Below are 26701 nucleotides of genomic sequence, written 5' to 3'. Positions count from 1 at the left end.
CAGTCTTGCTCAAAAAGAATAAGGAAAAAATGTAAGCATAAAAAATCCCCCGTTAAGGAGGATTTTTTACTTAAGCATAGCGAATAGTAGAGTATTGAAACTTATAAAAGTTCAATCGCGACAGCCGTTGCTTCACCGCCACCGATACATAAAGCTGCAATCCCTTTCTTACCGCCAGTACGTTTTAAGGCGTGGATGAGCGTTAAAATAATCCGCGAGCCAGTTGAGCCTACTGGATGTCCAAGAGCACAAGCACCACCATTAATATTCACTTTTGCAGGATCAAGTTTAAAGTCGTCCATTGGACACATAGTCACCATTGCAAATGCTTCATTGATTTCCCAAAGGTCAACGTCTTGTGCATCCCAGCCAGTTTTCTTTAACACTTTCTCGATAGCGCCAACAGGGGCGATTGTGAACTCAGAAGGGTGTTGAGAGTTTGATGCATAAGCAACAATTTTCGCTAATGGTGTTAAGCCCTTGTTTGCTGCATTGTCGGCTGAAGTTAAAATCAGTGCTGATGCGCCATCAGAGATTGAACTTGCATTTGCAGCAGTAATCGTACCGTCTTTTGCAAATGCTGGACGCAATGTAGGAATTTTGTCGATATTGGCATTAAATGGTTGCTCATCTTTATCGATCACAACATCACCTTTACGCGTTGAAACTGTGACAGGAACAATTTCATCAGCAAAGTAACCTTCGTTGACCGCAGTTTGTGCACGTTGTAATGAACGAATAGCAAATTCATCCATTTGCTCACGGGTATAGCCACGGCTATTGGCCATATCTTGTGCAAATGAACCCATTAAACGACCAGTTTCAGCATCTTCTAATCCATCAAGAAACATGTGATCTTTAACTTCGCCATGACCCATGCGGTAACCTGCACGTGCTTTGGTCAAAATATAAGGTGCATTGGTCATCGATTCCATGCCACCTGCAACCACGATTTCAGCAGAACCCGCTTTAATCATATCGGCAGCTTGCATGACCGCTTTCATGCCAGAACCACATAATTTATTGATCGTAACGGCACTTGTTGAATCTGGTAAACCCGCTTGACGCATCGCTTGGCGTGCAGGACCTTGTTTCAAACCAGCAGGTAAAACACAGCCCATAATGACTTCTTCTACATCGGTCGGTTGTAAGCCAGCACGAGCAATTGCTTCCTTGATGGTTGTTGCACCAAGCTCTGGCGCTGTTAGACCAGATAAACTTCCTTGAAAACTGCCCATTGCAGTACGTGCGCCATTTACAATTACGATATCAGTCATTGATATATCTCCGAACGAGTATAATTGGTTATTGTTCAATCCTATGCAGTATATTGAAAACAGCAAATTAGATGTTGTTTTTGCAGTTGACTCATCGGTTTTCAACAATTGCTGAGGTCAATGCTACGTGAATTGCCCATTTTATTCAGGATAATTTTCATATGTTTTACCGTTGATGAGCAGTAATAGAAACTACCATTTGAGCCAATCGGGAGGCCATGTTCAGCCATAAAATTCAGACTAGGAAAGTGCAAGGTGCCACGCCAGTTTAGTGTGCCGTAGGATAAGTCAGTACGTTCTTGAGAAACTAAAATCTCATTTAAATCTAATTGTCTATTTTGATTCGAATCGAGGAATAAGATAAAGCCTTGTTCCCACATCTCTTCTTTACAGCTCTGCATATTTTCTGATGAGCACATAACAACATTGGTGTGATGTATAGCAGCATGCTGTTTTGCGAGTTGTATATTAGCTATAAGTTGCCTAAAAATTGTTCTGCGTTCTTGATTTGCTTTCATTTCGTGGTAATAAGGTAGGGCAAGCGTAACAAGTATTGACAAAACTAATATTGTAATGGCAAGTTCTGTTAATGTATAAGCCATATGTTTATTGATGTGCATATAAAATAACCTAAGTGTCTGTATTTTTTAAGTTAATAATGAATATTAATGTCTTGTTTTTTATTCATTTTATAATGAAAAATGTATTTCTCAGCGAATAAGAAAATGCTATAGTGAAGCGCAAGTAGCAACAAAGCTATTCTTAAAAAGAAAGAGATCATAAATTTACTGAACTACAACTGAAATTGTAAGTAATTTTGTCAATAATTTACTTGATTAAAATTATCAAACACTTGGACAAACGAATTAAGTGTTTGTATTATTCAAGGTGAGTAGCTTAAAAATAAAACTGGGGTATTTAAAAAAGCCTATCTCAGGATAGCTAAAATTTTAGGCTTAGCTTGAACAACAATTGTTTATCTCTGGAGGATAAATCCATGAAAATGAGTCGTATTGCTTTAGCGATGCTCGTAGCTGCACCTTTGGCTGCTGCTAATGCAGGTGTAACTATTACTCCATTAATGCTTGGTTATACTTGGCAGGATTCTGAGCACAATAATGACAAACTAACTAGCCATGCAGAATTACAAGACGATATGTTCGTTGGTGCTGCATTGGGTGTTGAATTAACTCCATGGTTAGGCTTTGAAGCTGAATATAACCAAGTTAAGGGTGACCTTGACGGTACTGGCGTACAGGGTGCTGAATACAAACAACGCACTGTAGCTGGTAACTTCTATGCTACTTCTGATTTGTTCACTAAAAACTATGACAGCAAAATCAAGCCATACGTACTTTTAGGTGCTGGTCAGACTAAAACTGATTTTGATGGCATTTACGAAGACAAAGAAGACACAATTGGTAATGCTGGTCTAGGTGCTTTCTGGCGCTTAAACGATGCATTGTCTCTTCGTACTGAAGCTCGTGGTACTTATGACTTTGATGAAAAGTTCTGGAACTACACAGCTTTAGCTGGTCTTAACGTTGTTCTTGGTGGTCACTTGAAACCTGCTGCACCAGTAGTAGAAGTTGAGCCAGTAGCTCCAGTTGAACCAGTTCCTGAGCAATTGACTGAAGACCTTAACATGGAACTTCGTGTGTTCTTTGATACGAACAAATCAAACATCAAAGATCAATACAAGCCAGAAATTGCTAAAGTTGCTGAGAAGTTAGTTGAATATCCAAACGCTACTGCTCGCATCGAAGGCCATACAGATAACACTGGTCCACGTGCATTGAACGAACGTTTATCTTTAGCTCGTGCTAACTCTGTTAAATCTGCTCTTGTAAATGAATACAATGTAGATGCATCTCGTTTGTCTACTCAAGGTTTCGCTTGGGATCAACCGATTGCTGACAACAAAACTAAAGAAGGTCGTGCTATGAACCGTCGTGTATTCGCGACAATCACTGGTAGCCGTACTGTTACAGTACAACCTGGTCAAGCTCAATAATTAATTATTGATTTTGATTTGAAAAAGCAGCCGTAAGGCTGCTTTTTCTTTGCTGTTAAAATATAAAAAAAGGTGAGATATTTAGTTTATATAAAAAACGAGCCTATTGGCCCGTTTCCTTAAATCTAGTTTTTACGTCTATTTACTGACCATCAAAAGTAATATGCGAGCTTGCATTCAATAAACGATCAGCACCTTCCTCAGAGAGTTTGATTTGTAGGCGTAAATCATTTGGTGAATCGGCATGTTTCAGCGCATCTTTATAAGTGATCTGCTTGGCTTTATATAAATCGTAAAGTGCTTGGTCAAAGGTTTGCATACCGAGTTCACGTGAACGCTTCATTAAATCTTTAATTTCGTGAATATCGCCTTTTCGGATTAAGTCAGAAATTAATGGTGAATTAATCAAAATCTCAATTGCAGCACGGCGTGAATTACCATCAATCGTTGGAATGAGTTGCTGAGCGACCATGGCTTTCAAATTTAAGGACAAGTCCATGAATAATTGTCCATGACGGTCTGCTTCAAAGAAGTGAATGATACGATCAATCGCTTGGTTGGCATTGTTAGCATGTAGCGTTGCAAAAACCAAATGGCCTGTTTCTGCGAAAGCAATTGCGTAATCCATGGTCTCGCGTGAACGAATCTCACCAATCAGAATAACATCGGGTGCTTGACGTAAGGTATTTTTCAACGCAATTTCAAAGGAGTCGGTATCGATGCCTACTTCACGTTGAGTGATAATACAGCCTGCATGTTCGTGAATAAATTCGATCGGATCTTCAATGGTAATGATATGACCTTTAGAATTTTGATTACGATATCCAATAATTGAGGCCAAGGAAGTAGATTTACCAGTACCTGTTGCACCCACAAAAATAATGATGCCACGTTTGGTCATGGCTAAGTCTTTCAACACTGGAGGAAGCTTGAGTTCGTCCATGGTTGGAATTTTAGTTTCAATGCGACGTAGAACCATGCCTGGTTGGTCACGTTGTTGAAATGCACTGACACGGAAACGTGCTGTTTTTTCACGATTCATAATCGCAAAGTTACATTCACGTGTATCTGCAAATTCTTTACGTTGTTTATCACTCATAATTGAATTTAAGAGTTGACCAACAATTTCACCTGTTAACTTGGTTTTCGCAACAGGAACAATTTGACCATTAATTTTCATAGATGGTTCAACTTCAGCTGTGACAAAAAGGTCAGATGCTTTTTGTTGAATCATGAGATTGAGTAAGTCGTTAAAGTCCATAACCTTATCCTAATTCCGTTTTGATATTCTTATAAGAATGATTCTGGTTGTTTAGCAACAGTACGTGCTGTTTGTGGACTAATGATGCCTTTAGATACGAGCGTTTTAAGGCTTTGGTCTAAGGTAGACATACCATAGTTAGCACCAGTTTGAATGGCAGAGTACATTTGTGCAACTTTGTTCTCACGAATTAAGTTACGAATTGCAGGGATACCAATCATGATTTCATGCGCAGCGACACGACCACCGCCATTTTTCTTTAAGAGTGTTTGTGAAATAACGGCCTGTAAAGATTCAGACAGCATGGCACGAACCATATCTTTTTCTTCAGCAGGGAATACGTCAATCACACGGTCAATGGTTTTTGCCGCAGAGGTCGTATGTAGTGTACCGAAAACCAAGTGACCCGTTTCCGCCGCAGTTAAGGCAAGGCGAATAGTTTCAAGGTCACGCATCTCACCAACCAAAATAATGTCAGGGTCTTCACGCAGTGCAGAACGTAATGCTTCATTAAAACCATGCGTGTCACGATGTACTTCACGTTGGTTAATTAGACATTTTTTCGATTGGTGTACAAATTCGATTGGATCTTCGACCGTTAAAATATGGTCATAACGTCGATCGTTAATATAATCTAGCATCGCGGCTAAGGTGGTGGATTTACCAGAACCAGTTGGTCCTGTAACTAATACGATGCCACGTGGGTAGTCACAAATTTCTTTAAAAATATTGCCTAGACCAAGGTCATCCATGGTGAGAACTTTGGATGGAATGGTACGGAATACGGCACCAGCACCGCGGTTTTGATTAAATGCGTTTACACGGAAACGGGCAACGCCAGGTACTTCAAAAGAGAAGTCAGTTTCCAATTGTTCTTCATAATCACGACGTTGCTTATCATTCATAATGTCGTACACTAACTTGTGCACTTCTTTATGTTCTAAAGCTGGTAAGTTAATACGACGTACTTCGCCATCAACGCGAATCATTGGTGGCATACCCGCAGATAAGTGTAAGTCAGACGCCCCGTTTTTTGCAGAAAAAGCCAATAATTCTGTAATGTCCATGAATTCCCCGAGATCATATAAGTCTTAATTATTTTGATAGAATAATAAGGCTTTCCTGCCACTTAACCAACAGTTAGAGTTGCTTGAACGTAAAAAAAGATGAATGAAATGAGAATATCGTCAATGAATAGTTTGAAAGAGTCGCGAAATCAGGTTTTAGAGCAAATTGAGGCTGCGTGTCAACGTGCAGGACGTGAGTCTAAAACTGTGCAATTGCTTGCGGTATCAAAAACTCATCCAAGTGAAGCATTGCGTGAGATGTATGCTACAGGGCAGCATAAATTTGGTGAAAACTACTTACAAGAAGCACTTGAAAAGATTGAAGCTTTGGCGGATCTAGAAATTGAGTGGCATTTTATTGGACATGTGCAACGGAATAAGACCAAACTTTTGGCTGAAAAATTTTCTTGGGTACATGGGGTTGATCGCTTAATTATTGCAGAGCGCCTATCGACCCAACGTTTAGATTCACAGTGCCCCTTGAATATTTGCTTACAAGTCAATATTGATGGACAGGACAGTAAAGATGGTTGTCAGCCAGAAGAAGCCGCTGAGTTAGTTCAACGAATTAGCCAGCTTCCACATTTAAGACTACGTGGCATTATGGTGATTCCTGCACCAAATAATGTAGCTGCGTTATTGGATGCTCAAAAGTTGTTTAAGGTAGTTAAAGCATTACATGCACATCCTGAAGATTGGGATACTTTAAGCATGGGGATGTCAGGGGATTTAGAGGAAGCGATTGCAGCAGGTTCAACGATGGTACGGATTGGAACAGCATTGTTTGGTGCTAGAGATTACTCAAAATAAAGTAAAAACATCTGTTTTGTAGGTTTTGGCTGACAGCATTTGATCCTTTTGTCTTCTAGGTGATTGCTTGGATTATTTATATGATGAACTCATCAGGAACAGGATGTTTCATTAGAATAATAATAACAGTGTAGAACGGATGCAAAGGGTACGACAGGAGTTATACCACAGCAAGATCAAAAAAAGCCCCGATAGGATGTCGGGGCTTTTTTAGTCTGTACGATTCCATTTCATATAATGGGATGGTCAGATTGAAACGTTAAGAAATTCATCAATTTTCTTTGTTGATATGCGGGTTGGAGCGTTCTTTGTATTTTAGTTTGAGCTAATTGAATGCCGAATATTCAAAGAATAAAAAACAGCCCGAAGGCTGTTTTTAATAGAAAAATTATTCTCGGTCTGGATTCATTGGGTTCACATCCATTTCTTTGTAGGAGATCAACTTGGTTTTGTATTTCCATTTATAACCAAGCCAAATTACCAAGAATAAGAAAATACCGATATAGGTTGATAAAACAGATAACCACTCACCCGCAAGTACCGCTTGGTAATTCTGACCTAGGACAACAATTGAACATAGGATAAAGGCAAACCATGGTGCAAAAGGGAAGAATTTTGCACGATAAGCTAAGTCTTCAATTTTATGTCCTTGTGCGATATACCCTTTACGGAAACGATAGTGTGAAACAGCAATGCCCAGCCAAACGATAAAACCGCACATCCCTGACATGTTGAGTAACCAGTTGAATACTTGTTCTTCACCAATAAAAGTGGTTAAGAAGCACAGTGCAGCAATTACTGTTGTTGCATAAAGTGCATTCATTGGTACGCCACGCGGATCAAGTTTACCAAACAGCTTAGGTGCGCTGCCGTTCTGTGCCATGTTAAACAGCATACGGGTTGATGTATACATGCCTGAGTTCCCTGCTGAAAGAATTGCAGTCAAAATCACGGCATTCATTGCACTCGCAGCAAAGGCAAAACCTGCTTTTTCGTAGAGTAAGGTGAAAGGGGATAACGCAATATTTTCAGACGAAGCCGCCTGTAAAAGCAAAGGATCATCGTATGAAATTAGGGTGCCGATGATGAAAATACACACGATATAAAATAACAAGATACGCCAGAAAATTTGTTTAATGGCAATAGGAATAGTCTTTTGAGGGTCTTTGGATTCTCCTGCAGCAACTCCGACCATTTCCGTTCCCTGAAAAGAGAATCCCGCAATCATGGCGACCCCAATGAGTGCAGATAGGCCACCAACAAAAGGTGCTTCACCCTTGGTCCAGTTTGCAAATGTTGAGACGCCTGAAGTCATCATGATTTTTGCAATTGTAAAGATACCAATAATGATGAACACAATAATCGCAAGGACCTTAACCAATGAGAAGAAGAACTCGCTTTCACCAAAGCCTTTCACTGTAAGTGCATTAATCCCAAACACAACGGCTAGGAACAGCGCACTCCAGTAAAATCCAGGAATATCTGGAAACCAGAATTTCATGATGAATTGGACGGCAACCAATTCAAATGCAACCGTAATTGCCCAGTTGTACCAATAGTTCCAACCAAGGGCAAAACCAAAACCACCTTCAACATATTTAGTGCCATAGGTGAAAAAAGCACCTGAAGTTGGGTTATGAGTTGCAAGTTCGCCTAGGCTGGTCATAAGAAAGTAAATCATCACGCCAATTAAGCAATAGGCGAGCAATGCACCGCCAGGACCTGCATTTGCAATGGTCGCACCTGAGGCAAGGAATAAACCTGTACCAATAGAGCCACCAATGGCGATCATATTCAGATGACGAGCTCCAAGCTTACGCTTGAGTTGAGCTGGTTGAGTCGTTTCGCTCATCGTTGTTCCTTAAGATTTCTTTTGCGTGCTTGCAAACAGCACTTTAAAGCCTTGTTGATCGGCTTTGGTTGTACATTGACCAAAACTTTGCTCAATAAGTAATGGATAATTTAAAAAGCGATTGGCAACAATCCACAATTCACCATCTGATTTCAGATGACGGCGAGATGTTTTGCATAAATTTTCGCTGGCATTGTAATCTGTATGAATGCCTTGATGGAATGGGGGATTACTGACGATTGCGTGTAAAAATAGAGGTGCATCTTCAATGCCTCGTACTGCTTTAATCTCAAGTTGTTCTGGTAAAAGATTATTTTTTTCAAAAGTCATTTTTGTGGATGCAAGTGCAAAGGCATCGACGTCTAAAGCAAAAATGCGATTTTTCGGATTTAACTTGGCTAAATAAGCACTGATAACGCCCGCACCACAACCAAAATCTGCAATTTTGCCCGACGTTACTTCTGATAGATATGGGAGTAAAACGGCTGTACCGACATCTAAACGGTTCTGGCTGAATACGCCTGGTAACGCGCTAATCTGTAACTCACCTTTCGGTGTTTGCACAGTGTAGTGTTGTGCCCAGTCAGCTAAAGGTTTTGCGGTTACAGTCTTTTCAGTGACCAGTTGCCACATTTGGCAATGTCGGGCGCTGTCTAATTTTAGGCTTTTACCAAAAGGTTGTAGCTGTTTCGCGGCACGTTCCACTCCGCCTTTTTTTTCACCCACTAAAAAGATAGAAGAGCCTACCGCCATACGACTGACCAGTTGGTGTAGCACATAGTTAAGTAGTTCTTTTGATTTTGGAACAAAAACAATCGCTTGTTCAAAGCTGACCTCTGGCAAATCTGTGCCAAAATGTACAGGGCTTTGTTGAGCCTCAAAATATTGTAATTCGTTAAAATTCCACGTCCAAAAATGCGGTTTAACAGTTCCTGTGAGTTCTGAATTTAATTCATCACAAGGCGCATTGACCAACAGAATTGAACCAGAAAGAAACGCTTGCTGGCGAAGAACAACTTCACTTCGTGGATCCATCTTATTTACTCCATAGTAAAAACGATGCCCAGACAATGCTGGGCAAGGTGCATACAGAAATGAAAACTTATTTCTTCGTTTCAGGAAGCACAATATTTAAAATCAGTGCGGCAATACCACCTGTCGCAACACCCGAACTAAAAATGTTACGGAATAATTCTGGCAGATGTTCCAGAATTTGAGGCACTTGTGCAACACCTAAACCCAATGCGAGAGAAATCGCAATAATCAGCAGGGCACGGCGGTCAAGATGCACGCCTGACAGAATGTTAATTCCTGATGCGGCAACAGCACCAAACATGACCATGACAGCACCACCTAATACCGCTTGCGGAACAGCTTGAATCACACCTGCAACCGCAGGAAGTAAACCCAAAATGACCAACAGCGCTGCAATCCAGATACCCACGTAACGACTAGCCACCCCAGTCAGTTGAATCACACCATTATTTTGAGCAAATACTGAGCTTGGGAATGTGTTGAAAATCCCAGCGAGGAAAGAGTTTGCACCATTGACCAATACGCCACCTTTGATACGTTTCATCCATGTTGCACCATCGACCGGTTGGTTGGAAAGTTTAGAGGTTGCAGTGATGTCTCCAATGGCTTCTAAGGAAGTGACCAGATAAATAAACGCCATTGGAATAAATAGACTCCAAGAGAAGTCAATTCCAAAATGCATTGGCGTTGGCACTTGAATTAAAGGAGCATCTTTCAAACCTGAAAAATCAAGATGTCCCATAAAGCCTGCAAGGACATATCCCACAACCAATGCAATCAAGATCGCCGAACTTTTCACCCATGTAATACGAATACGGTTCAATAAGATAATTAAACCCAATACTGTACACGACATAATTAAATTGTCAGCGTTGGCAAAAGTATTGTTCGACATGGCTTGATAGCCGCCCCCCATGCTAATTAAGCCTTCCTTAATTAAGGTCAAACCAATTAACAGCACCACAATGCCTGTGACCAACGGGGTAATTAACATTTTTACCCAAGGTAAAATGCGTGACACACCCATCTCAATGAATGAACCTGCAATCACCACGCCAAAAATGGCCGCCATAACAGACTCTACAGGGGTGCCCGCTGCCACCATGGCAGAGCCAATCCCGATGATTGGACCAATAAAGTTAAAACTTGTACCCTGAACAATCAGTAAACCTGCCCCAAAAGGACCGACTTTTTTACATTGTAAGAAGGTCGCAATCCCAGAAATGACCAAAGACATGGATAAAATCATGTTGGTATCTTCTTTAGATACACCTAAAGCCAAGCAAATGAGTAAGCCTGGTGTAACAATCGGAACAATAATGGCAAGTAAGTGCTGAAATGCAGCGAGGAAGGCAATGATCGGCTTTGGACGGTCATTTAAACCATAGACCAAATCAAGCTGGTCTTGCGAATGGGGAGATTGATTCTGATGAGACATAAGCCAAAAGCTGTGGGCCAAGATGGCGCTATTCTAATCGAGTTACACGGCTTTACAAAACAAAATGCCGACCGCTTGTGAAAAAAAATGAGCTTGTCAATAAACTGTCACTACTAAAATCTATTATTTTTCTGTATAATTTGCCCTCAAGTTTTAGGCTTATCGAATTCTATGTCAGATATCAAGAATCTCCGCAATATCGCAATTATTGCCCACGTCGACCACGGTAAAACCACACTTGTCGATAAATTACTTCAACAATCAGGTGCCCTCGGTGATCGCGCAGGTGAGATTGAGCGTGTCATGGACTCGAATGCACTAGAAAGTGAACGTGGTATTACCATTTTGGCAAAAAATACTGCCATCACTTGGTTAGACAAGCGTACTGATACAACTTACCGCATCAACATCGTCGACACCCCAGGACATGCAGACTTCGGTGGTGAAGTTGAACGTGTAATGTCGATGGTTGACTGTGTATTGTTATTGGTAGACTCTCAAGAAGGTCCAATGCCACAAACTCGCTTTGTAACTCAAAAAGCGTTTGCTCGTGGTTTGAAACCAATCGTAATTATCAACAAAGTTGACAAACCAAGCGCACGTTGTGACTGGGTAATCGACCAAGTATTTGACTTGTTCGACAACTTGGGTGCAACAGACGAACAGTTAGACTTCCCGATCGTTTATGCTTCAGGCTTACGTGGTGTTGCTGGTCCTTCTCCAGAAGAATTGGCTGAAGACATGACTCCGTTGTTTGAAACTGTAGTTGACATTGTTGAACCACCAGCAGTAGATGTTGATGGTCCATTCCAAATGCAGATTTCATCACTTGACTATAACAGCTTCGTAGGTGTTATCGGTGTTGGTCGTATTCAACGTGGTTCTGTAAAATTGAATACACCTGTGACTGTAATTGACAAAGAAGGCAATACACGTAACGGTCGTATCTTAAAAATTATGGGTTACCATGGTTTAGAGCGTGTAGATGTTGAATCAGCATCTGCGGGCGACATCGTATGTATTACAGGTATTGATGCATTGAACATTTCTGACACAATTTGTGATCCGAAAAATGTAGAAGCATTACCTGCATTGTCTGTAGATGAACCTACAGTATCGATGACCTTCCAAGTAAACAACTCACCGTTTGCTGGTAAAGAAGGTAAATTCGTAACTTCACGTAATATCCGTGAACGTTTAGACCGCGAATTAATTCATAACGTAGCACTTCGTGTTGAAGACACTGACAGTCCAGACCGTTTCAAAGTATCTGGCCGTGGTGAACTTCACCTTTCAGTTTTAATTGAAAACATGCGTCGTGAAGGTTTCGAAATGGGCGTATCTCGTCCACAAGTAATCATCAAAGAAATTGATGGTGAAAGACAAGAGCCTTACGAAAACGTAACGTTTGACGTTGAAGAGCAGCATCAAGGTGCTGTAATGGAACAAATGGGTCACCGTAAAGGCGAAATGACCAATATGGAAGTTGACGGTAAAGGCCGTATCCGTATTGAAGCAACTGTACCTTCACGTGGTCTAATCGGTTTCCGTTCTGAATTCTTGACCATGACTTCTGGTACAGGGATCATGACTTCAAGCTTCTCGCATTATGGCCCTGTTAAACAAGGTACTGTTGCGAAACGTCAAAACGGTGTATTGATCTCTATGGTTCAAGGTACTTGCTTGGGCTATGCATTGTTCAGTTTACAAGACCGTGGTCGTTTATTCGCTAAACCACAGTTAGAAGTTTACGAAGGTATGATCGTAGGTATTAACTCTCGTTCAGACGACATGGTAGTTAACCCAACTAAGGCGAAACAGTTAACTAACGTACGTGCTTCTGGTACTGATGATGCGTTGACTTTAACCCCTGCAATTGAATATACGCTTGAACAAGCGCTTGAATTCATTGAAGATGATGAATTAGTTGAAGTAACACCTAAGTCAATTCGTATCCGTAAGCGTTACTTGACTGAAAACGAACGTAAGCGTAACCGTGATAAATAATTGATTTTCATGTAATGCTTCTTAAAAACCGCTAATTCCGATTAGCGGTTTTTTTGTATAAGTTATTCTACAAAGCGTTGTAGATAATTTACAAAACCAAGTAAATTAGATAGAAATATATAGATTTCAATAATGTATACTGCATCACATAAATTAAAGTCAAAAAAGAACTGGAGATTCCAATGAGTATTATTCAAGAATTCCGCGAATTTGCGGTGAAAGGTAACATGATTGATTTGGCTGTCGGTGTAATCATCGGTGGGGCATTTGGCAAGATTGTTGATTCATTAGTAAAAGACATCATTATGCCCTTGATTACTGTAATCACAGGTGGCGGTGTAGATTTCACGCAAAAATTCTTTGTGTTGGGTGATAATCCGAATAACCTACAGTCCTTAGATGAATTAACCAAAGCAGGCGTGAATGTTTTAACTTATGGTAACTTCCTCACTATTTTAATTAACTTCATCATTTTGGCGTGGGTAGTATTTTTAATGGTGAAAATGATTAACCGTATGCGTCGTAAACAAGAAGAAGTTGCACCAGAACCAGCGGCAACTCCAGAAGATATCCAATTGTTACGTGAAATACGTGATGAGTTAAAAAATAAATCTTAATTGATTTAGACTTCCTAAACGGCACTTTAAAGTGCCGTTTTTTATGCCATGAGTTGCGTATGATAGGGCTAGTTTTTGTACATTTTTCCGATTAAGATGCGCGCTGATTTTTTAAATTGAAAGATGAAGATCCGATGAATCGCTTGTTTGTCTATGGGACTTTACGTCCAAATCAGGAAAATGCGCATATTTTAGAAGGCATTGGTGGAACATGGCAGAAAGGCTATGTAAATGGCGTAGTACACATTTTGGATTGGGGACCTGATAAAGGTTTACCTGCCATTGTACTGGACCAAGCGGCTCCCAAAGTGGAAGGTTATTTTTTTAGTACCGAAAAATTGACTGAGCATTGGTCTTCTTTAGATAAATTTGAAGGGATGCAGTATCAACGGGTCAAGGTTCAAGTTGAATTAGAGTCGGGCGAACGAACGGATGCTTGGATATATGAAATGAAAGCGGCTTAAACCGCTATCAAAAGGGCAGTGCCTAAAATCATATAAGGCGCTGCTTTACAGGATCATTTTAGAATGCCATGCGGAATTTTATTTCAACCAAATGAAAGCCAAATTGGCTTTTCACTGGACCATGCAAGACATGTTCGGCAGCAGTAAAGACCAGTTTATCAATCACAGGTACCAATTGACCTTTTTTCACTTCACCGAGCTCGCCGCCACGCTTAGCTGAATTACAGGTCGAGTATTGTTTGGCAATTTTGGCAAAATCGGCACCATCTAAAATCTTCTTTTTTAACTGCTCAGCTAACTCTTTATCTTTGACCAGAATATGTCGAACAATGGCTGTTTTCATTTGATCTTACCTCGCTTGATTGCTGTTGTTTTAGATACCTGTTTCAAGGGTTGGCATTGAGGGCAAAAGACACTAGCACGTTGTCCCAATTTTAAATTTTCCAATGTTGTTTCACAGTTCACACACATTTCACCCGCACGCCCATAAGCGAGTAAGGTTTGTTGAAAGTATCCATTTTCCCCCATCGCGTTACTATAATCTCTTAGTGTTGATCCACCCAGTTGAATGGCTTGTTGTAAAATTCTTTTGGTTTCCTCTACCAATTTTTCAATCTGACTCATCGATAAACTTGAGGCCATTTGTGCAGGATGTATACCTAAATTGAATAAGCTTTCAGTTGCATAGATATTGCCTACACCAACCACCACATGATTATCCATCAGTGCAATTTTTATGCCGACCTGTTTATTTTTCAGTTTTTGGCTTAAATATGCTGCATTAAATGCTTCGCTGAGAGGTTCAGGCCCTAAAGGTGCGAGCAGTTTTGCTTCAGTTTCTGCATCCCACCAAAGAATACAACCAAAGCGGCGCGGGTCATGATAGCGTAATTGAATGTCATCAAATTGAAGAATTAAATGATCGTGTTTGCGTTTTTCTTCATGGGCTTCGCATAGGCGAAAACTGCCAGACATACCTAAATGCCAAAGCATACGATCTTGTTCAAATTCTGCCAAAATATACTTAGAGCGACGCGTGAGTTTGAGTAGTTTCTGTCCTTGTAAGCGGTGCAAATCATCAGGTATTGGCCAGCGTAAACGTGGCTCAAAGACTGTGACAGATTGAATACTTTGTCCAATCAACGGGAGCAAGCTGGTTTTGGTGGTTTCTACTTCAGGTAATTCAGGCATAGGCTTCAAAATGACAGTTCTTAGACAACAAGGCTAATATCGGGCTGAATAGAAGGGAATGCAAGTCTTTTCAAAATCAGATCGCTTTCTTTTGGGGCTGTACGTCAAACAATAGATAAAAAGAGTATTTGCAGCCACGTCATAATCTGTATAACGTGATAAGTCACGGAAATTAGAATGATGAGGCCTTGTATGTCCCGCTTATTTCAGTCGATCCAATATGGTTCACTCTCTGTAAAAAATCGCATTGTGATTGCACCAATGTGTCAATATTCAGCCAATGATCAAGGTGAACTGAGTTATTGGCATGAGCAACAATGGGGCAACTATGCCTTATCTGGTGCGGGCTTATGTATTGTTGAAGCAACAGCAGTACAGCCTGAAGGGCGAATCAGTTTTGCAGATTTAGGCTTGTGGAATGATGCTCAGCGCGATCAAATGCAGCAGCTATTGAAAAAAGTGCGTTTAATCTCTCCCATGCCTTTCGCGATTCAATTGGCACATGCGGGTCGTAAGGCATCTACGGATAAGCCTTGGCTGGGTAGAGGACAAATTACACCAGAAGAAAAACATGGTTGGCAAACCGTTTCTGCCAGTGAGTTAGCATTTAATCCTAAAGATATTCCACCCCATGCCTTATCAGTTGCTGAACTTAAACAAGTGCAACAAGATTTTGCCCAAGCTGCAATTCGTGCCGTGGATGCAGAATTTGATTTAATCGAGTTACATGCTGCGCATGGTTATCTGTTGCATCAATTTATGTCACCACTGGCGAACCAACGTCAGGATGAATATGGGGGTGAATTTGAGAACCGTATTCGTATGACTTTGGAAACATTCCAAGCCGTGTTCGCTGCTGTTCCTGAAGGTTATCCAATTGGTGTGCGTCTTTCGGCTCAAGACTGGTTTGATGGGGGCTGGACGGTTGAAGAGTCGGTTGAATTGTCTAAACGTCTACAGCAATTGGGTGCTGCATATATTCATGTTTCCAGTGGTGGTTTACACGTGGAGCAGGCAATTCAGATAGGGGCAAATTATCAAGTGCCGTTTGCACATGCGGTAAAACAAGCGGTCGATATTCCTGTGATCGCCGTAGGGCTTATTACCGAGGCCCAACAAGCAGAACAGGTGTTGCAACATGAGCAAGCCGATGCTATCGGCTTAGCACGTGCGATGTTGTACGACCCGCGTTGGCCTTGGCATGCCGCAGCAGAATTGGGAGAAACTCTGGAAATTGCACCGCAATATCTGCGTTGTCAGCCACATGGTGTGAAGCAATTATTTAAGCCATTTTCCGAGTAAATTGCACTTTGATGGGATATTGAAGAAAACACGGTTAGTAATCAGATCATGATCATTACGTGAGTAAGCACAACGAGGAGCTATTTTGAAAAAGCATTGCCATGGAGCGCACTTGTGGTTTTAAGTATTATTTTACCGATTATTTTGTTGGTATTGCTTGGGTTCATCTGTGTGAAAGGTGGTTTAATTCTGTCTGAACAGATTAAAGCGCTGAGTGCTTTCGTCATTAAGATCGCATTGCCTGCATTTTTATTGCATGCCTTAGCCAGTCGTAACCTATCTGAAATCTGGCATCCTAGTTATTTTATCGCTTATGGCGGTGGTTCATTACTGCTGTTCGTTTGTGCTTTTGTTTTATATTGGCATTATTTCCAACATCGCTTAACTGCTTCGGCAGTCATGGCGATGGGAGCATCGATGTCGAATACTGGTTTTATCGGTACCGCAATTTTGACCATGTTGATTGGTCAACATGCTGCAATCTATATTTCTCTGACTTTGATTATTGAAAATCTACTGATTGTTGCTTTGGTATTAATGATTGCAGAGGTGGGATTACAGCAGCAGGGGAGTTTTAAACAGGTTGCGATACCCACTTTAATTAATCTGCTGAAAAACCCAGTCATTTTAGCCATTATTTTGGGCATGGGCTGTGTGCTGTTGAATCTAAAATTACCTGCTGCTATCGATCAGATTTTGGCGATGCTAGGGAAGACGGCATCACCACTGGCGCTATTTGTGATTGGTGGGAGTTTGGTGGGGATAGGTCTAAAAGCCATTGATATACAGAGCCTTGTTTTGGTTTTTTTAAAAATCATCCTCATGCCATTGACCATTTTTCTCCTATTTTCTGTACTGCCGAATGTCAGTCAGGAAATGTTGTATGCAGGAACTTTATTGGCTGCATTACCGATGCCCATCGCATTTGGTATATTTGGACAGACTTATGGACTAAATGAAAAAGCACTTACGCCTTTAATGCTCAGTACAATTTTAGGGTTTGGAGTTGTGAGTAGTTTGATTGCATTTTGGTGGGGATAAGTTTCAATCTTTCGACCCAAAAGAATGCCCATCTTTTTAGATGGGCATTTTCTATACAAACAAATGATCTGGATAAATTAGCTTTTTTTCGCGGCTTTAGTTGAAGATGCAGTTGATGCTTTCGCCTGTTCAGCCATCATTTTCTCAACCACAGCTAATGATTCTTGAGCTTGTGGTACATTTTCTTTCGCAAGCGCCGTGAAGATTTTTTTCGCTTCAGGCAAGTTTTGCGGCACGATATTACCATTGGTAAACATGTTGCCTACCGCCATCAATGCAGGAATATAGCCTTTTTGCGCCAAGGTTTGAATACTGGCTAGACCTTGCTTGATTGGAGCTTCATCTTTGTTCTTGAAACCAGTGCTAATGTCATACAAGGCTTTTGCATGAATGGCTTGGAAATTTCCTTTTTTAACTAAAGGATCAAGCTTTTGTAATGCCAGTTTGTCTGAGGCAGGATTGTTTTCTGCAAAAAGTAAAACGGCTAGGTCGACTGTTGCATCGCTAAAACCCTTAGCAGAGGCTTTTTCAAAATATTGTTTGGCTTTTGATGTATCTTGTTTTAAACCCAAAGAACCTGCTAAATAATTTTTACCCAATACATAGTCTGCAACGGGATAACCTTTACTGGCCGATTGTTCATAAAGCTGAATAGCTTTCTTTTCATCTTTGGTTGTCCCTTGTCCAACTTGGGTTAAATAGCCTAAATTGTAGAGGGCTTGAGGATTGCCTGCTTTGCCGAGTTTTTCTAATGCTTGATAGGCACCTGTCATATTGTTGGCTTTGACCATGGCTTCAACTTCAGCAAAAGCTGGATCGACTGTCGCAGGTTTGCTTTCGGCAAATGCGAATTGTGTGGACATCGCGATTAAGCTAGCAAGAATTATTTTTTTCATCTTTCAAAAACCTTATGGGGCATTCACACAATTCCATCTGTGTGTGGGGTAGAGAAACAAATACATAATAAGTTGAATTGATCGAATGTAAATATGGCAATTGTGTTTTGCTGAAAATTATTGTTATCGATTTAGGGATATTTATCCATGCTTTAATTTGCTTAATTCAAGCTTGTAGAAATCATTACTCCATATATCTGATATGGAGCTTTACATCAGGAAGGAAAATTCATCAATCTTAAAAGAAATCTTATAGTTTACGCCAAATGATATCTTCATCATTTAAATCTACAGTAAAACTAAATTTGGCGTCATCACTCACCAATAAAGAGTTGGGTGTTTTTAATAAGACTTTAAGAATCGTACCTTCTTCAAAGACTTTTGCCGTGTGGTTTTCTTTTTCTAGGGTAATCGGTTTAATGAGTTCGATTACAAATGATTCCATATTATTCTCCTCATGAATTTAGTTAATTTTATGGCACCAGAGTAGCATTATTCCTTTTCGACATAGATTGCTCTGCATCTGAAATACAAAATATTCGATGGAATAACAATAAGAAAATGTTATTGATCTTGATAAAAATCAAAAGTCTATTCTATGTCTGTCTGATTTTTCTGTAAGAACCAACATAAAAGCAATATAGGGTGGCTTATCCACTGAGAACAGAATAATTATGTAAAAGAATCTGGGGGCATAGTCGGAATTCTTATATTTCAGTACGAATACAATAAACGTGAAAAATTATGAGATAGATTTAATAGATAAGCATAGTAAATGAGAATTGTTTTCGTAAACAAGTGCTTATCATCGAAAAAGGTACAAATATCTGTAAAAGTTCGTACCATAAATTACAAAATTAGGATTAGTATTCCAAGGATATTCATTCAAACAACTCAAGGATTTTCGGGTTCAATGTTTAAATCATTTTTTCCAAATCCCAAATGGTTTTTTATTTCAGTGTTGCTCTGGTCTGTGCTTAATATGACTTTATGGTACACAGGTGGAAATACATGGGGAAGTGCCATTGGATGGCCACAGGGATATACAAATGCAGAGTTACCTGTAGGCGTGAGTCGTTTTTGGTCGCCTTCATTTTTATGGTTTTATGTCTGGTTCTTTATCTCAACGGCACTCTTTGCTTTGTTCTGGAAGTTTTTTTCCGACAATAAGTGGCAACGTTGGTCGATTTGGGGCTCTGCTTTTATTTTGTTTAACATCTGGTTTGGCGTACAGGTCAGTGTTGCAATCAACGCTTGGTATGGCCCATTTTGGGACTTAATCCAAAATATGTTGGGCAAAGGTGGCAATATTAAAGACCTATATATGGGCACCTTAACCTTTCTCTACATTGCGATGGTTGCAGTAACGTTTGCTGTGATTAATGCTTTCTTTACCAGTCACTATGTATTCCGTTGGCGTACAGCAATGAACGAATACTATACGGAACGTTGGGAAAAACTGCGCCAAGTTGAAGGTGCTTCGCAGCGTGTGCAGGAAGACACCATGCGTTTTGCCACCATTATGGAAGATTTGGGGGTAGAGCTGATTAAAGCCATTATGATTTTGGTCGCTTTCTTGCCTATTTTATTTGATCTGTCCAAACATGTGCCTGTATTACCGATAGTGGGAGAAGTGCAACATTCATTGGTCTGGGCATCTATTATTTGGGCGATTTTCGGTACTGTATTATTGATGGTAGTAGGGAATAAGCTGCCAGGTTTGGAATTTAATAATCAGAAAGTGGAAGCAGCATATCGTAAAGAATTGGTCTATGGAGAAGATCATGCAGATCGTGCGCAGCCTGCAACCTTAGCCGAACTTTTTGGTCGTGTGCGCAAAAACTATTTCCGTCTGTATTTCCATTATGCCTATTTCAACTTGGTGGCAACGTGGTACCGACAACTAGATATTTTATATAGCTTAGTGGTGCTATTCCCGTCTATTGCCGCGGGGAAAATGACCTTAGGTTTGGTCAATCAGATTGGGAATGTTTTTGATAAAGTTCGTGAATCTTTCCAATATTTAATTATGTCTTGGAAAACCATTATTGAACTGTTGTCTATTTACAAACGTTTGAAAGCCTTTGAATCGATTTTAGATGAATAATTGAACTGTTTATCGAATGAAAAACCTGCATTTTTGCAGGTTTTTTTCACTTGGAAAGTAATGCCATTTTGTTCAAATACCTGAAAAGCGTTAAACTAAAAACAATGATGACAATAAATAACAGTGCCTTCCTGATGAAATTTATCCCTTATTTTATTTCCACCACCTGTCTCGCTGTATTCAGTACAGCCATTTTGGCGCAAGATATTAAAGGAACATCCTTTTCTCATGAAGATTGGGAACTTTATTGTAGCAATACAGGTACATGCCGTGCGGCAGGTTACCAAAATGATGATTTCAGTCAATCTGAACCCGCATCAATACTTTTGACGCGTCATGCAGGTGCGAAGCAAGCGGTAATCGCAGAATTTGCTTTAGCCAGTTTTGAAAAAGAAGAATTGCCTGTGTCTAAGGTTCGAAATATTCATTTTTTTGTGAATAATCGGGACTTAGGCGTGGTGAGTGTGGATGGCAATGAACTTCCTTTAATGGGTGTGCTATCTAAGTCCCAGGTGAATGCTTTATTAGAAGTTGCGGCTCAAAATGTCAAAATTGAGTTTAAGAATCAGGATTTACATTGGCAAATTTCAGACAAAGGCATGACCGCAACGTTGCTCAAAATGGATGATTTTCAAAAGCGGTTGAATACAAAGGGTGCTTTGATTAAAAAAGGGAGCAATAGTGAAGCAAGTGTTTTAGCTGCTATCCCCAAATTCGTAGTGAAACAAGTGAAGACGGCAAATCAACCCTATCGGATTTTAGAGCCAACTCAAGCACCCTATCAAACTTTGTATAAAACGTTGATGTCATCGCAACCTAAAACTGAGGACATGGGTGAAGGGTTTTGTGAAGGAGTCTATACAGGTGAGGGACAGGAGGCGCAACCAATTCAACTGTATAAACTGAGTGGACAAAAGGTATTGGCCTCAACGCTATGCTGGCGTGCCGCTTATAATGAAGGTTATGGCATGTGGGTATTAGATGCTTCCCTTAAAGGTCCTGCAACTTTTATTACTGAAACTGCATCAGATTTTTCGGAGGGTCATATTTATAGTGGGCAAAAAGGGCGAGGCATTGGTGACTGTTGGGCCATTGCAGAATGGGTGTGGAATGGGCAACAGTTTGTGCAAACCGTGGACCGTTGGACAGGCATGTGTAAAGGTTTAGCTGCGGGAGGAGTGTGGGAATTAGATAAAATTGAAGCAGTAGTCAAGTAGTTGGTCGATCATCATGTATTGAAGCTTGGGCAGGTGAGTTTATTTTTATCTAACTGATATAAAAAATATTTTTTATAAATCCATTTCCGTAGAGTCTACTTAAGAAAATTGTGTTAATTGATACAATCAAAAAGTTAAAAGTATAAATTATTTAACATTAAATATAGTTTGCTTGATCTGGTTTTCAATAAAAACAAAAAATGAATAGTAAAATCAGTAACCTATGGTTTGTTATTTTATGTAATTTACGATATTTTTAAATAATAAAATAATTTATTGAGAACGACGACGTGAATTTAAAACAATTTATTTTCATTGGGGCGATGGGAATGACTTTACAGGGATGTAACCACATCAGTAATTTCAGTACCGATTCCATCAATAAATATGCTACTCCACAAGCTTTAATTGACCAGAAAAAATTGAATGCTGCGAATGGTGGTGCGAAAGAATATGTTTATGATTGGGGACAACAACAAAAAAGCACAGAACCTCAGGCACTCTATCCACGTAAGTATTTAGGGAGTTATTGTCATGCTAAAGGTGGAAAATTTGGTTTGCTGTATAAAAGTAATTTGCATTTAGTCAAAGATCAGGCCCAAAAAAAGCGGTTGATGGCAAATGGTAATGTGAAACAGGGCATAGGTGCTTATGAGTGCGTATTGCCTGATGAACGTTGGATTGTTTCGATTGAACCGACAGCAGAAGGAAAGTTGGAAAGCAATCTTTCTGCGCGCGCTGTGAGCTTACAAACCCGTATGTTGAGTGCAGATGAAGCTCATCAATGGTATAAAAATATAGGGGGTAATTCGACTGAGAAGAAAACAACAAAAAATGCCACAACGACAAAAAACAGTAAAATTGAAATAGCCAAAGAACCTGATAATAAAAAAGATACTGAGAAAAAGAAAGAAAGCAAACCTACTGTGGAAACTTCACAAAATGTAACTGCTCCAGTGGTTGAAACGCCCCAACAACAGCAGCTCAAAGCTTATGTTACCGCCCGTCGAGATTTAAGCAAAGGTACGAATAAGCTAAACGCATGTAACAGTGCACAACGTGCCTATAACTATGGAAAATTGGCAGGAACAAATGCTAGTGTATATATCGATTCAGGTATGTTGGTTGCCCGTTGTTTGACCAGTGTGCCTGCTTATAGCAGCCGTTTTTCTAACCCGAAAGGGCAAGCCAATAAAATTTTGCAAAATCTTGCGAGTAATTATAACCATGCAGGTGCAAAACGTATGTTGAAACAAGGGCAATAGGCGGTTGAAGGTTAAGCTAAAGTAGATTATTAGACTGAAGTATCATCACTGAATACAGTAAAGAAATAGTTGTTAGAATGCATAAAAAATGCTGAACAGTTAGGAAAATTCAATTTATTTTGAGGTGGCTTAATAATCGTAATTTTCCCCCTTTCTGTTAGGGAGATTGGCCATCCAACACCTTAAAAATGCATACCTTATTATAAAATCAAGAGGGCTATTTTTATTGGTGCTGGAATAAGTTCACGACTATACATCATCAGTTATTTTGGACGAAATAGCTACTTTCGCATTGTGTTCTATAGTCCGCCTAGAACACAACACTACTCGCTTGATAATTTTTTAAATCTGAATGCTTGCCCCTAAAACTTTTACAAACTGTGCCAACCAAGCAGGGTGTGCAGGCCAAGCAGGTGCTGTGACCAAATGTCCATCCGTTACTGCTTCCGTGACTGCAATATCAGCATACTTTCCGCCCGCCAGTTTTACTTCTGCTGCACACGCAGGGTAGGCAGAACAGGTACGACCTTGCAGCACATTGGCAGCGGCCAGAATCTGTGCACCGTGACATACCGCAGCAATCGGTTTCTTTGCTGTATCAAATTCTTGCACAATTTCAATTACACGGGCATTCATGCGTAAATATTCGGGTGCGCGTCCTCCTGGAACGACTAAGCCAATATAGTCTGCGGTATTCACGACATCAAAATCATGGTTGATGGCAAAGTTGTGTCCACGCTTTTCGCTGTAGGTTTGTTCCCCTTCAAAGTCATGAATCGCTGTGGCAATACTGTCGCCCGATTTTTTGTCTGGACAGACTGCATGTACGGTATAACCGAGTCCTGTTAAAAACTGGAAAGGCACCATAGTTTCGTAATCTTCGGCATAGTCACCGACCAGCATGAGAATTTGTTTAGACATGATTTTTCTCTCTGTGTTGTTATGGTTGGAATCATTCTGCTTCACCATAGCATAGCCTGATGAGCAGTTTAAACCATGCTGTGTTGTCTTTAGTCGTAATGCATGATGAGTAAGGGGCACAGGAAATAAAAGCGATTGAATGATTAAGATGATCAGTGGTTTTAGACTAGATCTGCATTAAAATGCTGGGCTGTCGTATAGCAATAACAAAGGAAAATAAAGATGAAGGTAAAACATTGGGTTTCAAAAGGTTTGTTGTGGGGTGCTATCAGTTTTTCTTCAATGACTATGGCCGCGGATATGGAAACTTATCGGGGAATGGGTACTATGAAACAAGATTTTCCGACTTTTAAAGTGCTAAAGGTAGGTGGTTTTATTGCCAAGAAACCCGAAGTTTCCCGTTATGACTATAACGATGTGTTTATCATCAAAAAACCACTCAAGTTTATGGGGCAGAGTGTGGTCGCGGTGTCAGATGAATATATGTCTGAATATGTGGGCTGTTGTGTCAGTGAAGGTTGGGGTGCTGTATTGAGCAAGACTGCGGACTTAGCCGCGCTGCAACAATTTGCTAAAAAGAATCAATGTACTTTAGTAGCTAGAGCAAAGGATGAGACTGATTATTATAGCCACAGTCTGAAAAGACGTCCGCAAGCTGAATATTATGAACTGTCTTGTCGGGAACGAGATTTAGCGCAATATTAAATCATGTTTGATCAGGTTGTGGATGCCGCTCGGTGAGTTGGATTAACTCAGTACCCCATCAGAAAAATGATGAAACCCGCACAATGCGGGTGGATTTGATTTTTGCCAATTTTTATAAAAAACTAGCACCAGCAACGGCTCCAAATAACATCACCCAAAGCGGATGCACTTTCTTAAACAGACTCATCGCGGTGGCAATGGCAATAATGGCAATCAGCAAACTATTTTGTGCCGAAGCATCGGCAATAATCCATGCACTGACCAGTACCAAGCCCACCGTAATTGGTTTTAAGGCTTTTTCAAAACGTTCACGAAGTGGATGATCTTTAAACTGATTCCAGAATTTGAGTGCGAATACCGTAATCACGGATGAAGGCCCAAACTTGGCGAATGAGGTGACTAAAAGTCCAGCAAGGCCTGCTACATGCCAACCGACCAAGGGCACAATCATCATATTGGGCCCAGGTGCTGCCTGTGCCATTGCAAACATGGTGCTAAATTCGGTGGCACTTAACCAATGATGTACCTCGACTACCTGATGTTGCATTTCGGGCAAAATTGCAGGACCACCACCAAAGGCCAGCAAAGACAATTGAGTAAAAACGATGGCTAAAGCAATCAGAATCATACGTTTTTTGCTCCTTTATTCAGGCTTAATACGCTCATGTTGATCGCAACCAAAATCAGTAAAGTTAGCAGCAATGGAATTTTGATCACCAACATAAATATAAAGGTCAAGGCAATGGTTAACCAAGTTAAGTAGCGTCGCATAATCGGGCGGAGCATTTTCAGCCCCATCGCAAATAGCAAGCCTGCGGCAGCGGCAGCCAGACCTTCAATCATATGTCTGACCATGGGAATAGACTGAAACTGGGCATACAGTTCATACAGCATAATTACAATGAAAGTCGGTGCCGAGATTAAACCTACCATCGCACTAATCGCACCTTTCACCCCTTGAAATTGATAGCCAATAGCGACTGACATATTGATGATATTGCCACCGGGCAGTAGTTGGCACACTCCAAGTAAATGCGTGAATTCCTCAATCGTCAACCATTTGCGATCATCTACAATCATACGATGTGCCAGTGGCAACACCCCACCAAACCCCATCAGACCGAGCTTCATAAATCCCATAAATAACTCCTGAGAATTGGGATGAATCTCTTGTTCCAATGGAATTATTTCTGTTTTCATTGCCGACCTCGCTATCTGGAATATCAAAAGTATGCGCTTGTTGCGTTATAATGAAAAATGCTATTTATGGTGTTATTCATACCTAAAAAGTATGCATTAAAATAGAGAGATCAGATGGATATTCATAAGCTCAAAGCCTTTGTGGCTGTGGTGGAAGAAAACAATATTTCACGTGCAGCAGTGCGTTTAAATATGCAGCAACCACCGTTGACCCGCATTATTAAAGGTCTGGAAGATGAATTAAATGCACAGTTACTCAAGCGCTTGCCGCGTGGTGTCGAGGCAACTGAAGCGGGCAAAGTGCTGTATCAAGAAGCCTTAACTATATTGGCACATGCACAGGCGATTCCACAGCGGGTACAGAATATTACCCAAGGTTTGGAAGGGCAGTTGAATATTGGAATTACTAACTCGGTAGGACTACATCCTTTTTTACCAGCCTTGTTGCGTAATTTCCGTGAAGCCTTTCCTGCGGTATCGATTCATTTGGAAGAAGATGGTAGTAATTCACTGATTGACTCAATCAGCAATGATAAAAATGACATCGTATTTTTACGCAAACCTGCACCAATTGATTTAGGGCTAAACAGCTTACATGTGTTGGATGAACCGTTGATTGTGGCGATGCCGAATAATCATCCTTTGGCGGAACAGCCCGATGCAATTCACTTACTCGATTTAGAAGCTCATGATTTTGTGCTGTATCGCCGTTTAGCGGGTCAGGACTTATTCGACAATATTATGGCCAGTTGTTATCAGGCGGGTTTTAGTCCGAAAATTGTGCAAGAAGCGCCACGTTTAACTTCCAGTTTAAACCTGATTGCCGCGGGGATTGGCTTATCGATTGTGCCTGAAGCCATTCGAGATTTTTGGAATAAACAGATTGTCTATAAACCGTTAAAGGCAGATTTACCGTGTATTGCCCCAATTTATGCAGTGTATAAAGACAATCTTGATAATGTCCGTTTACAGCATGTCTTGCAATTATTAGGCAAATAGCCTTACCAGATACAG

Annotated in this window: 26 protein-coding genes; 12 read left to right on the top strand and 14 right to left on the bottom strand. The window is 40.5% G+C overall.

Going from position 1 to position 26701, the window contains the following annotated elements:
* Window positions 1-101: 101 nt before the first annotated feature.
* Window positions 102-1277, bottom strand: a complete 1176-nt coding sequence (locus C3F34_RS03570) for a thiolase family protein (RefSeq protein ID WP_044739261.1) — start codon at window positions 1275-1277, stop codon at window positions 102-104.
* A 101-nt stretch (window positions 1278-1378) separates the two neighbouring features.
* Window positions 1379-1897: a GspH/FimT family pseudopilin gene (locus tag C3F34_RS03565; protein ID WP_016165377.1), complete on the bottom strand. Its 519-nt coding sequence runs from the start codon at window positions 1895-1897 to the stop codon at window positions 1379-1381.
* Window positions 1898-2274: 377 nt separating this feature from the next.
* On the opposite strand from C3F34_RS03565, the gene omp38 reads away from it, so the two are divergent.
* Entirely contained in the window at window positions 2275-3291 is a 1017-nt protein-coding gene (omp38, locus tag C3F34_RS03560) for an outer membrane protein Omp38 (RefSeq protein WP_044739262.1), read from the top strand.
* 142 nt (window positions 3292-3433) lie between these two features.
* Here omp38 and C3F34_RS03555 read toward each other — a convergent pair whose 3' ends face one another.
* On the bottom strand, window positions 3434-4552 hold the full coding sequence (locus C3F34_RS03555) for a PilT/PilU family type 4a pilus ATPase (RefSeq protein ID WP_044739263.1): 1119 nt from the start codon (window positions 4550-4552) through the stop codon (window positions 3434-3436).
* A 29-nt stretch (window positions 4553-4581) separates the two neighbouring features.
* Window positions 4582-5619, bottom strand: coding sequence for a type IV pilus twitching motility protein PilT (locus C3F34_RS03550; protein WP_016165374.1), 1038 nt, complete (start codon window positions 5617-5619; stop codon window positions 4582-4584).
* Window positions 5620-5742: 123 nt separating this feature from the next.
* On the opposite strand from C3F34_RS03550, the gene C3F34_RS03545 reads away from it, so the two are divergent.
* Complete coding sequence (locus C3F34_RS03545) at window positions 5743-6429, top strand: YggS family pyridoxal phosphate-dependent enzyme (protein WP_044739264.1); 687 nt, start codon at window positions 5743-5745, stop codon at window positions 6427-6429.
* A gap of 388 nt (window positions 6430-6817) precedes the next feature.
* Here the strand turns inward: C3F34_RS03545 and C3F34_RS03540 are convergent, their stop codons facing one another.
* The 3 genes from C3F34_RS03540 to C3F34_RS03530 all read right to left on the bottom strand — a co-directional run bounded on the left by C3F34_RS03540 (window position 6818) and on the right by C3F34_RS03530 (window position 10754).
* Window positions 6818-8281 (bottom strand): amino acid permease, encoded by a 1464-nt coding sequence (locus C3F34_RS03540; RefSeq protein WP_044739265.1) that lies wholly within the window; start codon window positions 8279-8281, stop codon window positions 6818-6820.
* Between the two features lie 9 nt (window positions 8282-8290).
* Entirely contained in the window at window positions 8291-9316 is a 1026-nt protein-coding gene (locus tag C3F34_RS03535) for a class I SAM-dependent methyltransferase (protein WP_016165371.1), read from the bottom strand.
* A 67-nt stretch (window positions 9317-9383) separates the two neighbouring features.
* Window positions 9384-10754 carry a uracil-xanthine permease family protein gene (locus C3F34_RS03530; protein ID WP_104441088.1) on the bottom strand — a complete coding sequence of 457 codons (1371 nt, stop codon included), beginning with the start codon at window positions 10752-10754 and terminating at the stop codon, window positions 9384-9386.
* Between the two features lie 171 nt (window positions 10755-10925).
* On the opposite strand from C3F34_RS03530, the gene typA reads away from it, so the two are divergent.
* The 3 genes from typA (at window position 10926) to C3F34_RS03515 (ending at window position 13842) form a co-directional block, all read left to right on the top strand.
* Complete coding sequence (gene typA, locus C3F34_RS03525) at window positions 10926-12761, top strand: translational GTPase TypA (RefSeq protein ID WP_016165369.1); 1836 nt, start codon at window positions 10926-10928, stop codon at window positions 12759-12761.
* 182 nt (window positions 12762-12943) lie between these two features.
* Complete coding sequence (gene mscL, locus C3F34_RS03520) at window positions 12944-13378, top strand: large conductance mechanosensitive channel protein MscL (RefSeq protein WP_016165368.1); 435 nt, start codon at window positions 12944-12946, stop codon at window positions 13376-13378.
* Between the two features lie 134 nt (window positions 13379-13512).
* The gene (locus C3F34_RS03515; RefSeq protein ID WP_104441087.1) at window positions 13513-13842 is read left to right on the top strand and encodes a gamma-glutamylcyclotransferase family protein; all 330 of its coding nucleotides are present in this window, start codon (window positions 13513-13515) and stop codon (window positions 13840-13842) included.
* 58 nt (window positions 13843-13900) lie between these two features.
* Here the strand turns inward: C3F34_RS03515 and C3F34_RS03510 are convergent, their stop codons facing one another.
* Window positions 13901-14185 carry a peptidylprolyl isomerase gene (locus C3F34_RS03510; RefSeq protein ID WP_044739267.1) on the bottom strand — a complete coding sequence of 95 codons (285 nt, stop codon included), beginning with the start codon at window positions 14183-14185 and terminating at the stop codon, window positions 13901-13903.
* The gene (gene mutM / locus C3F34_RS03505; protein WP_044739268.1) at window positions 14182-15033 is read right to left on the bottom strand and encodes a bifunctional DNA-formamidopyrimidine glycosylase/DNA-(apurinic or apyrimidinic site) lyase; all 852 of its coding nucleotides are present in this window, start codon (window positions 15031-15033) and stop codon (window positions 14182-14184) included. The genes C3F34_RS03510 and mutM overlap by 4 nt, the downstream gene beginning before the upstream one ends.
* Before the next feature lie 192 nt (window positions 15034-15225).
* Here mutM and C3F34_RS03500 point away from each other — a divergent pair, with 192 nt between their 5' ends.
* Together C3F34_RS03500 and C3F34_RS03495 are read left to right on the top strand one after the other, a co-directional pair.
* Entirely contained in the window at window positions 15226-16335 is a 1110-nt protein-coding gene (locus tag C3F34_RS03500; protein ID WP_044739269.1) for an NADH:flavin oxidoreductase/NADH oxidase, read from the top strand.
* A gap of 114 nt (window positions 16336-16449) precedes the next feature.
* Entirely contained in the window at window positions 16450-17376 is a 927-nt protein-coding gene (locus tag C3F34_RS03495) for an AEC family transporter (protein WP_044739270.1), read from the top strand.
* A 77-nt stretch (window positions 17377-17453) separates the two neighbouring features.
* On the opposite strand, the gene C3F34_RS03490 is transcribed toward C3F34_RS03495, so the two are convergent.
* Both C3F34_RS03490 and C3F34_RS03485 read right to left on the bottom strand, forming a co-directional pair.
* Entirely contained in the window at window positions 17454-18272 is an 819-nt protein-coding gene (locus C3F34_RS03490; protein WP_044739271.1) for a tetratricopeptide repeat protein, read from the bottom strand.
* 250 nt (window positions 18273-18522) lie between these two features.
* On the bottom strand, window positions 18523-18717 hold the full coding sequence (locus C3F34_RS03485; protein ID WP_044739272.1) for a hypothetical protein: 195 nt from the start codon (window positions 18715-18717) through the stop codon (window positions 18523-18525).
* A gap of 468 nt (window positions 18718-19185) precedes the next feature.
* Between C3F34_RS03485 and sbmA the strand changes: the two genes are divergently transcribed.
* From sbmA to C3F34_RS03470, 3 genes are all read left to right on the top strand, one after another.
* Window positions 19186-20379: a peptide antibiotic transporter SbmA gene (gene sbmA / locus C3F34_RS03480; RefSeq protein ID WP_104441086.1), complete on the top strand. Its 1194-nt coding sequence runs from the start codon at window positions 19186-19188 to the stop codon at window positions 20377-20379.
* Between the two features lie 143 nt (window positions 20380-20522).
* On the top strand, window positions 20523-21596 hold the full coding sequence (locus C3F34_RS03475) for a DUF1176 domain-containing protein (RefSeq protein ID WP_416333153.1): 1074 nt from the start codon (window positions 20523-20525) through the stop codon (window positions 21594-21596).
* Between the two features lie 290 nt (window positions 21597-21886).
* The gene (locus C3F34_RS03470) at window positions 21887-22861 is read left to right on the top strand and encodes a hypothetical protein (protein WP_228155326.1); all 975 of its coding nucleotides are present in this window, start codon (window positions 21887-21889) and stop codon (window positions 22859-22861) included.
* 342 nt (window positions 22862-23203) lie between these two features.
* Here C3F34_RS03470 and C3F34_RS03465 read toward each other — a convergent pair whose 3' ends face one another.
* The gene (locus tag C3F34_RS03465) at window positions 23204-23782 is read right to left on the bottom strand and encodes a DJ-1/PfpI family protein (RefSeq protein ID WP_016165357.1); all 579 of its coding nucleotides are present in this window, start codon (window positions 23780-23782) and stop codon (window positions 23204-23206) included.
* Between the two features lie 222 nt (window positions 23783-24004).
* Here C3F34_RS03465 and C3F34_RS03460 point away from each other — a divergent pair, with 222 nt between their 5' ends.
* On the top strand, window positions 24005-24487 hold the full coding sequence (locus tag C3F34_RS03460; protein ID WP_104441084.1) for a hypothetical protein: 483 nt from the start codon (window positions 24005-24007) through the stop codon (window positions 24485-24487).
* Window positions 24488-24599: 112 nt separating this feature from the next.
* On the opposite strand, the gene C3F34_RS03455 is transcribed toward C3F34_RS03460, so the two are convergent.
* Together C3F34_RS03455 and C3F34_RS03450 are read right to left on the bottom strand one after the other, a co-directional pair.
* Window positions 24600-25115: a chromate transporter gene (locus C3F34_RS03455; RefSeq protein ID WP_104441083.1), complete on the bottom strand. Its 516-nt coding sequence runs from the start codon at window positions 25113-25115 to the stop codon at window positions 24600-24602.
* Window positions 25112-25687, bottom strand: a complete 576-nt coding sequence (locus tag C3F34_RS03450; RefSeq protein ID WP_104441082.1) for a chromate transporter — start codon at window positions 25685-25687, stop codon at window positions 25112-25114. Before C3F34_RS03450 ends, C3F34_RS03455 begins: the two co-directional genes overlap by 4 nt.
* Window positions 25688-25801: 114 nt before the next feature.
* Between C3F34_RS03450 and C3F34_RS03445 the strand changes: the two genes are divergently transcribed.
* Window positions 25802-26686, top strand: a complete 885-nt coding sequence (locus tag C3F34_RS03445; protein WP_104441081.1) for a LysR family transcriptional regulator — start codon at window positions 25802-25804, stop codon at window positions 26684-26686.
* Window positions 26687-26701: the final 15 nt, after the last annotated feature.

This window comes from Acinetobacter sp. ACNIH2 (genome assembly GCF_002934965.1).
In the GTDB taxonomy this organism is placed as follows: Bacteria; Pseudomonadota; Gammaproteobacteria; order Pseudomonadales; family Moraxellaceae; genus Acinetobacter; species Acinetobacter tandoii.
Note: the sequence above shows the minus strand (reverse complement) of the source record. Positions and strands in the feature narration are given on the sequence as shown.

What these genes read in the sequence shown, in the direction of transcription:
- C3F34_RS03565 (WP_016165377.1), bottom strand. Translation starts at nt 1,897, where the DNA reads ATGCACATCAATAAACATATGGCTTATACATTAACAGAACTTGCCATT.
- C3F34_RS03515 (WP_104441087.1), top strand. Translation starts at nt 13,513, where the DNA reads ATGAATCGCTTGTTTGTCTATGGGACTTTACGTCCAAATCAGGAAAAT.
- mscL (WP_016165368.1), top strand. Translation starts at nt 12,944, where the DNA reads ATGAGTATTATTCAAGAATTCCGCGAATTTGCGGTGAAAGGTAACATG.
- C3F34_RS03570 (WP_044739261.1), bottom strand. Translation starts at nt 1,277, where the DNA reads ATGACTGATATCGTAATTGTAAATGGCGCACGTACTGCAATGGGCAGT.
- C3F34_RS03555 (WP_044739263.1), bottom strand. Translation starts at nt 4,552, where the DNA reads ATGGACTTTAACGACTTACTCAATCTCATGATTCAACAAAAAGCATCT.
- C3F34_RS03510 (WP_044739267.1), bottom strand. Translation starts at nt 14,185, where the DNA reads ATGAAAACAGCCATTGTTCGACATATTCTGGTCAAAGATAAAGAGTTA.
- mutM (WP_044739268.1), bottom strand. Translation starts at nt 15,033, where the DNA reads ATGCCTGAATTACCTGAAGTAGAAACCACCAAAACCAGCTTGCTCCCG.
- C3F34_RS03550 (WP_016165374.1), bottom strand. Translation starts at nt 5,619, where the DNA reads ATGGACATTACAGAATTATTGGCTTTTTCTGCAAAAAACGGGGCGTCT.
- C3F34_RS03485 (WP_044739272.1), bottom strand. Translation starts at nt 18,717, where the DNA reads ATGGAATCATTTGTAATCGAACTCATTAAACCGATTACCCTAGAAAAA.
- sbmA (WP_104441086.1), top strand. Translation starts at nt 19,186, where the DNA reads ATGTTTAAATCATTTTTTCCAAATCCCAAATGGTTTTTTATTTCAGTG.
- C3F34_RS03535 (WP_016165371.1), bottom strand. Translation starts at nt 9,316, where the DNA reads ATGGATCCACGAAGTGAAGTTGTTCTTCGCCAGCAAGCGTTTCTTTCT.
- C3F34_RS03445 (WP_104441081.1), top strand. Translation starts at nt 25,802, where the DNA reads ATGGATATTCATAAGCTCAAAGCCTTTGTGGCTGTGGTGGAAGAAAAC.
- C3F34_RS03540 (WP_044739265.1), bottom strand. Translation starts at nt 8,281, where the DNA reads ATGAGCGAAACGACTCAACCAGCTCAACTCAAGCGTAAGCTTGGAGCT.
- C3F34_RS03455 (WP_104441083.1), bottom strand. Translation starts at nt 25,115, where the DNA reads ATGATTCTGATTGCTTTAGCCATCGTTTTTACTCAATTGTCTTTGCTG.
- C3F34_RS03490 (WP_044739271.1), bottom strand. Translation starts at nt 18,272, where the DNA reads ATGAAAAAAATAATTCTTGCTAGCTTAATCGCGATGTCCACACAATTC.
- C3F34_RS03460 (WP_104441084.1), top strand. Translation starts at nt 24,005, where the DNA reads ATGAAGGTAAAACATTGGGTTTCAAAAGGTTTGTTGTGGGGTGCTATC.
- C3F34_RS03545 (WP_044739264.1), top strand. Translation starts at nt 5,743, where the DNA reads ATGAATAGTTTGAAAGAGTCGCGAAATCAGGTTTTAGAGCAAATTGAG.
- omp38 (WP_044739262.1), top strand. Translation starts at nt 2,275, where the DNA reads ATGAAAATGAGTCGTATTGCTTTAGCGATGCTCGTAGCTGCACCTTTG.
- C3F34_RS03500 (WP_044739269.1), top strand. Translation starts at nt 15,226, where the DNA reads ATGTCCCGCTTATTTCAGTCGATCCAATATGGTTCACTCTCTGTAAAA.
- C3F34_RS03450 (WP_104441082.1), bottom strand. Translation starts at nt 25,687, where the DNA reads ATGAAAACAGAAATAATTCCATTGGAACAAGAGATTCATCCCAATTCT.
- C3F34_RS03465 (WP_016165357.1), bottom strand. Translation starts at nt 23,782, where the DNA reads ATGTCTAAACAAATTCTCATGCTGGTCGGTGACTATGCCGAAGATTAC.
- C3F34_RS03530 (WP_104441088.1), bottom strand. Translation starts at nt 10,754, where the DNA reads ATGTCTCATCAGAATCAATCTCCCCATTCGCAAGACCAGCTTGATTTG.
- typA (WP_016165369.1), top strand. Translation starts at nt 10,926, where the DNA reads ATGTCAGATATCAAGAATCTCCGCAATATCGCAATTATTGCCCACGTC.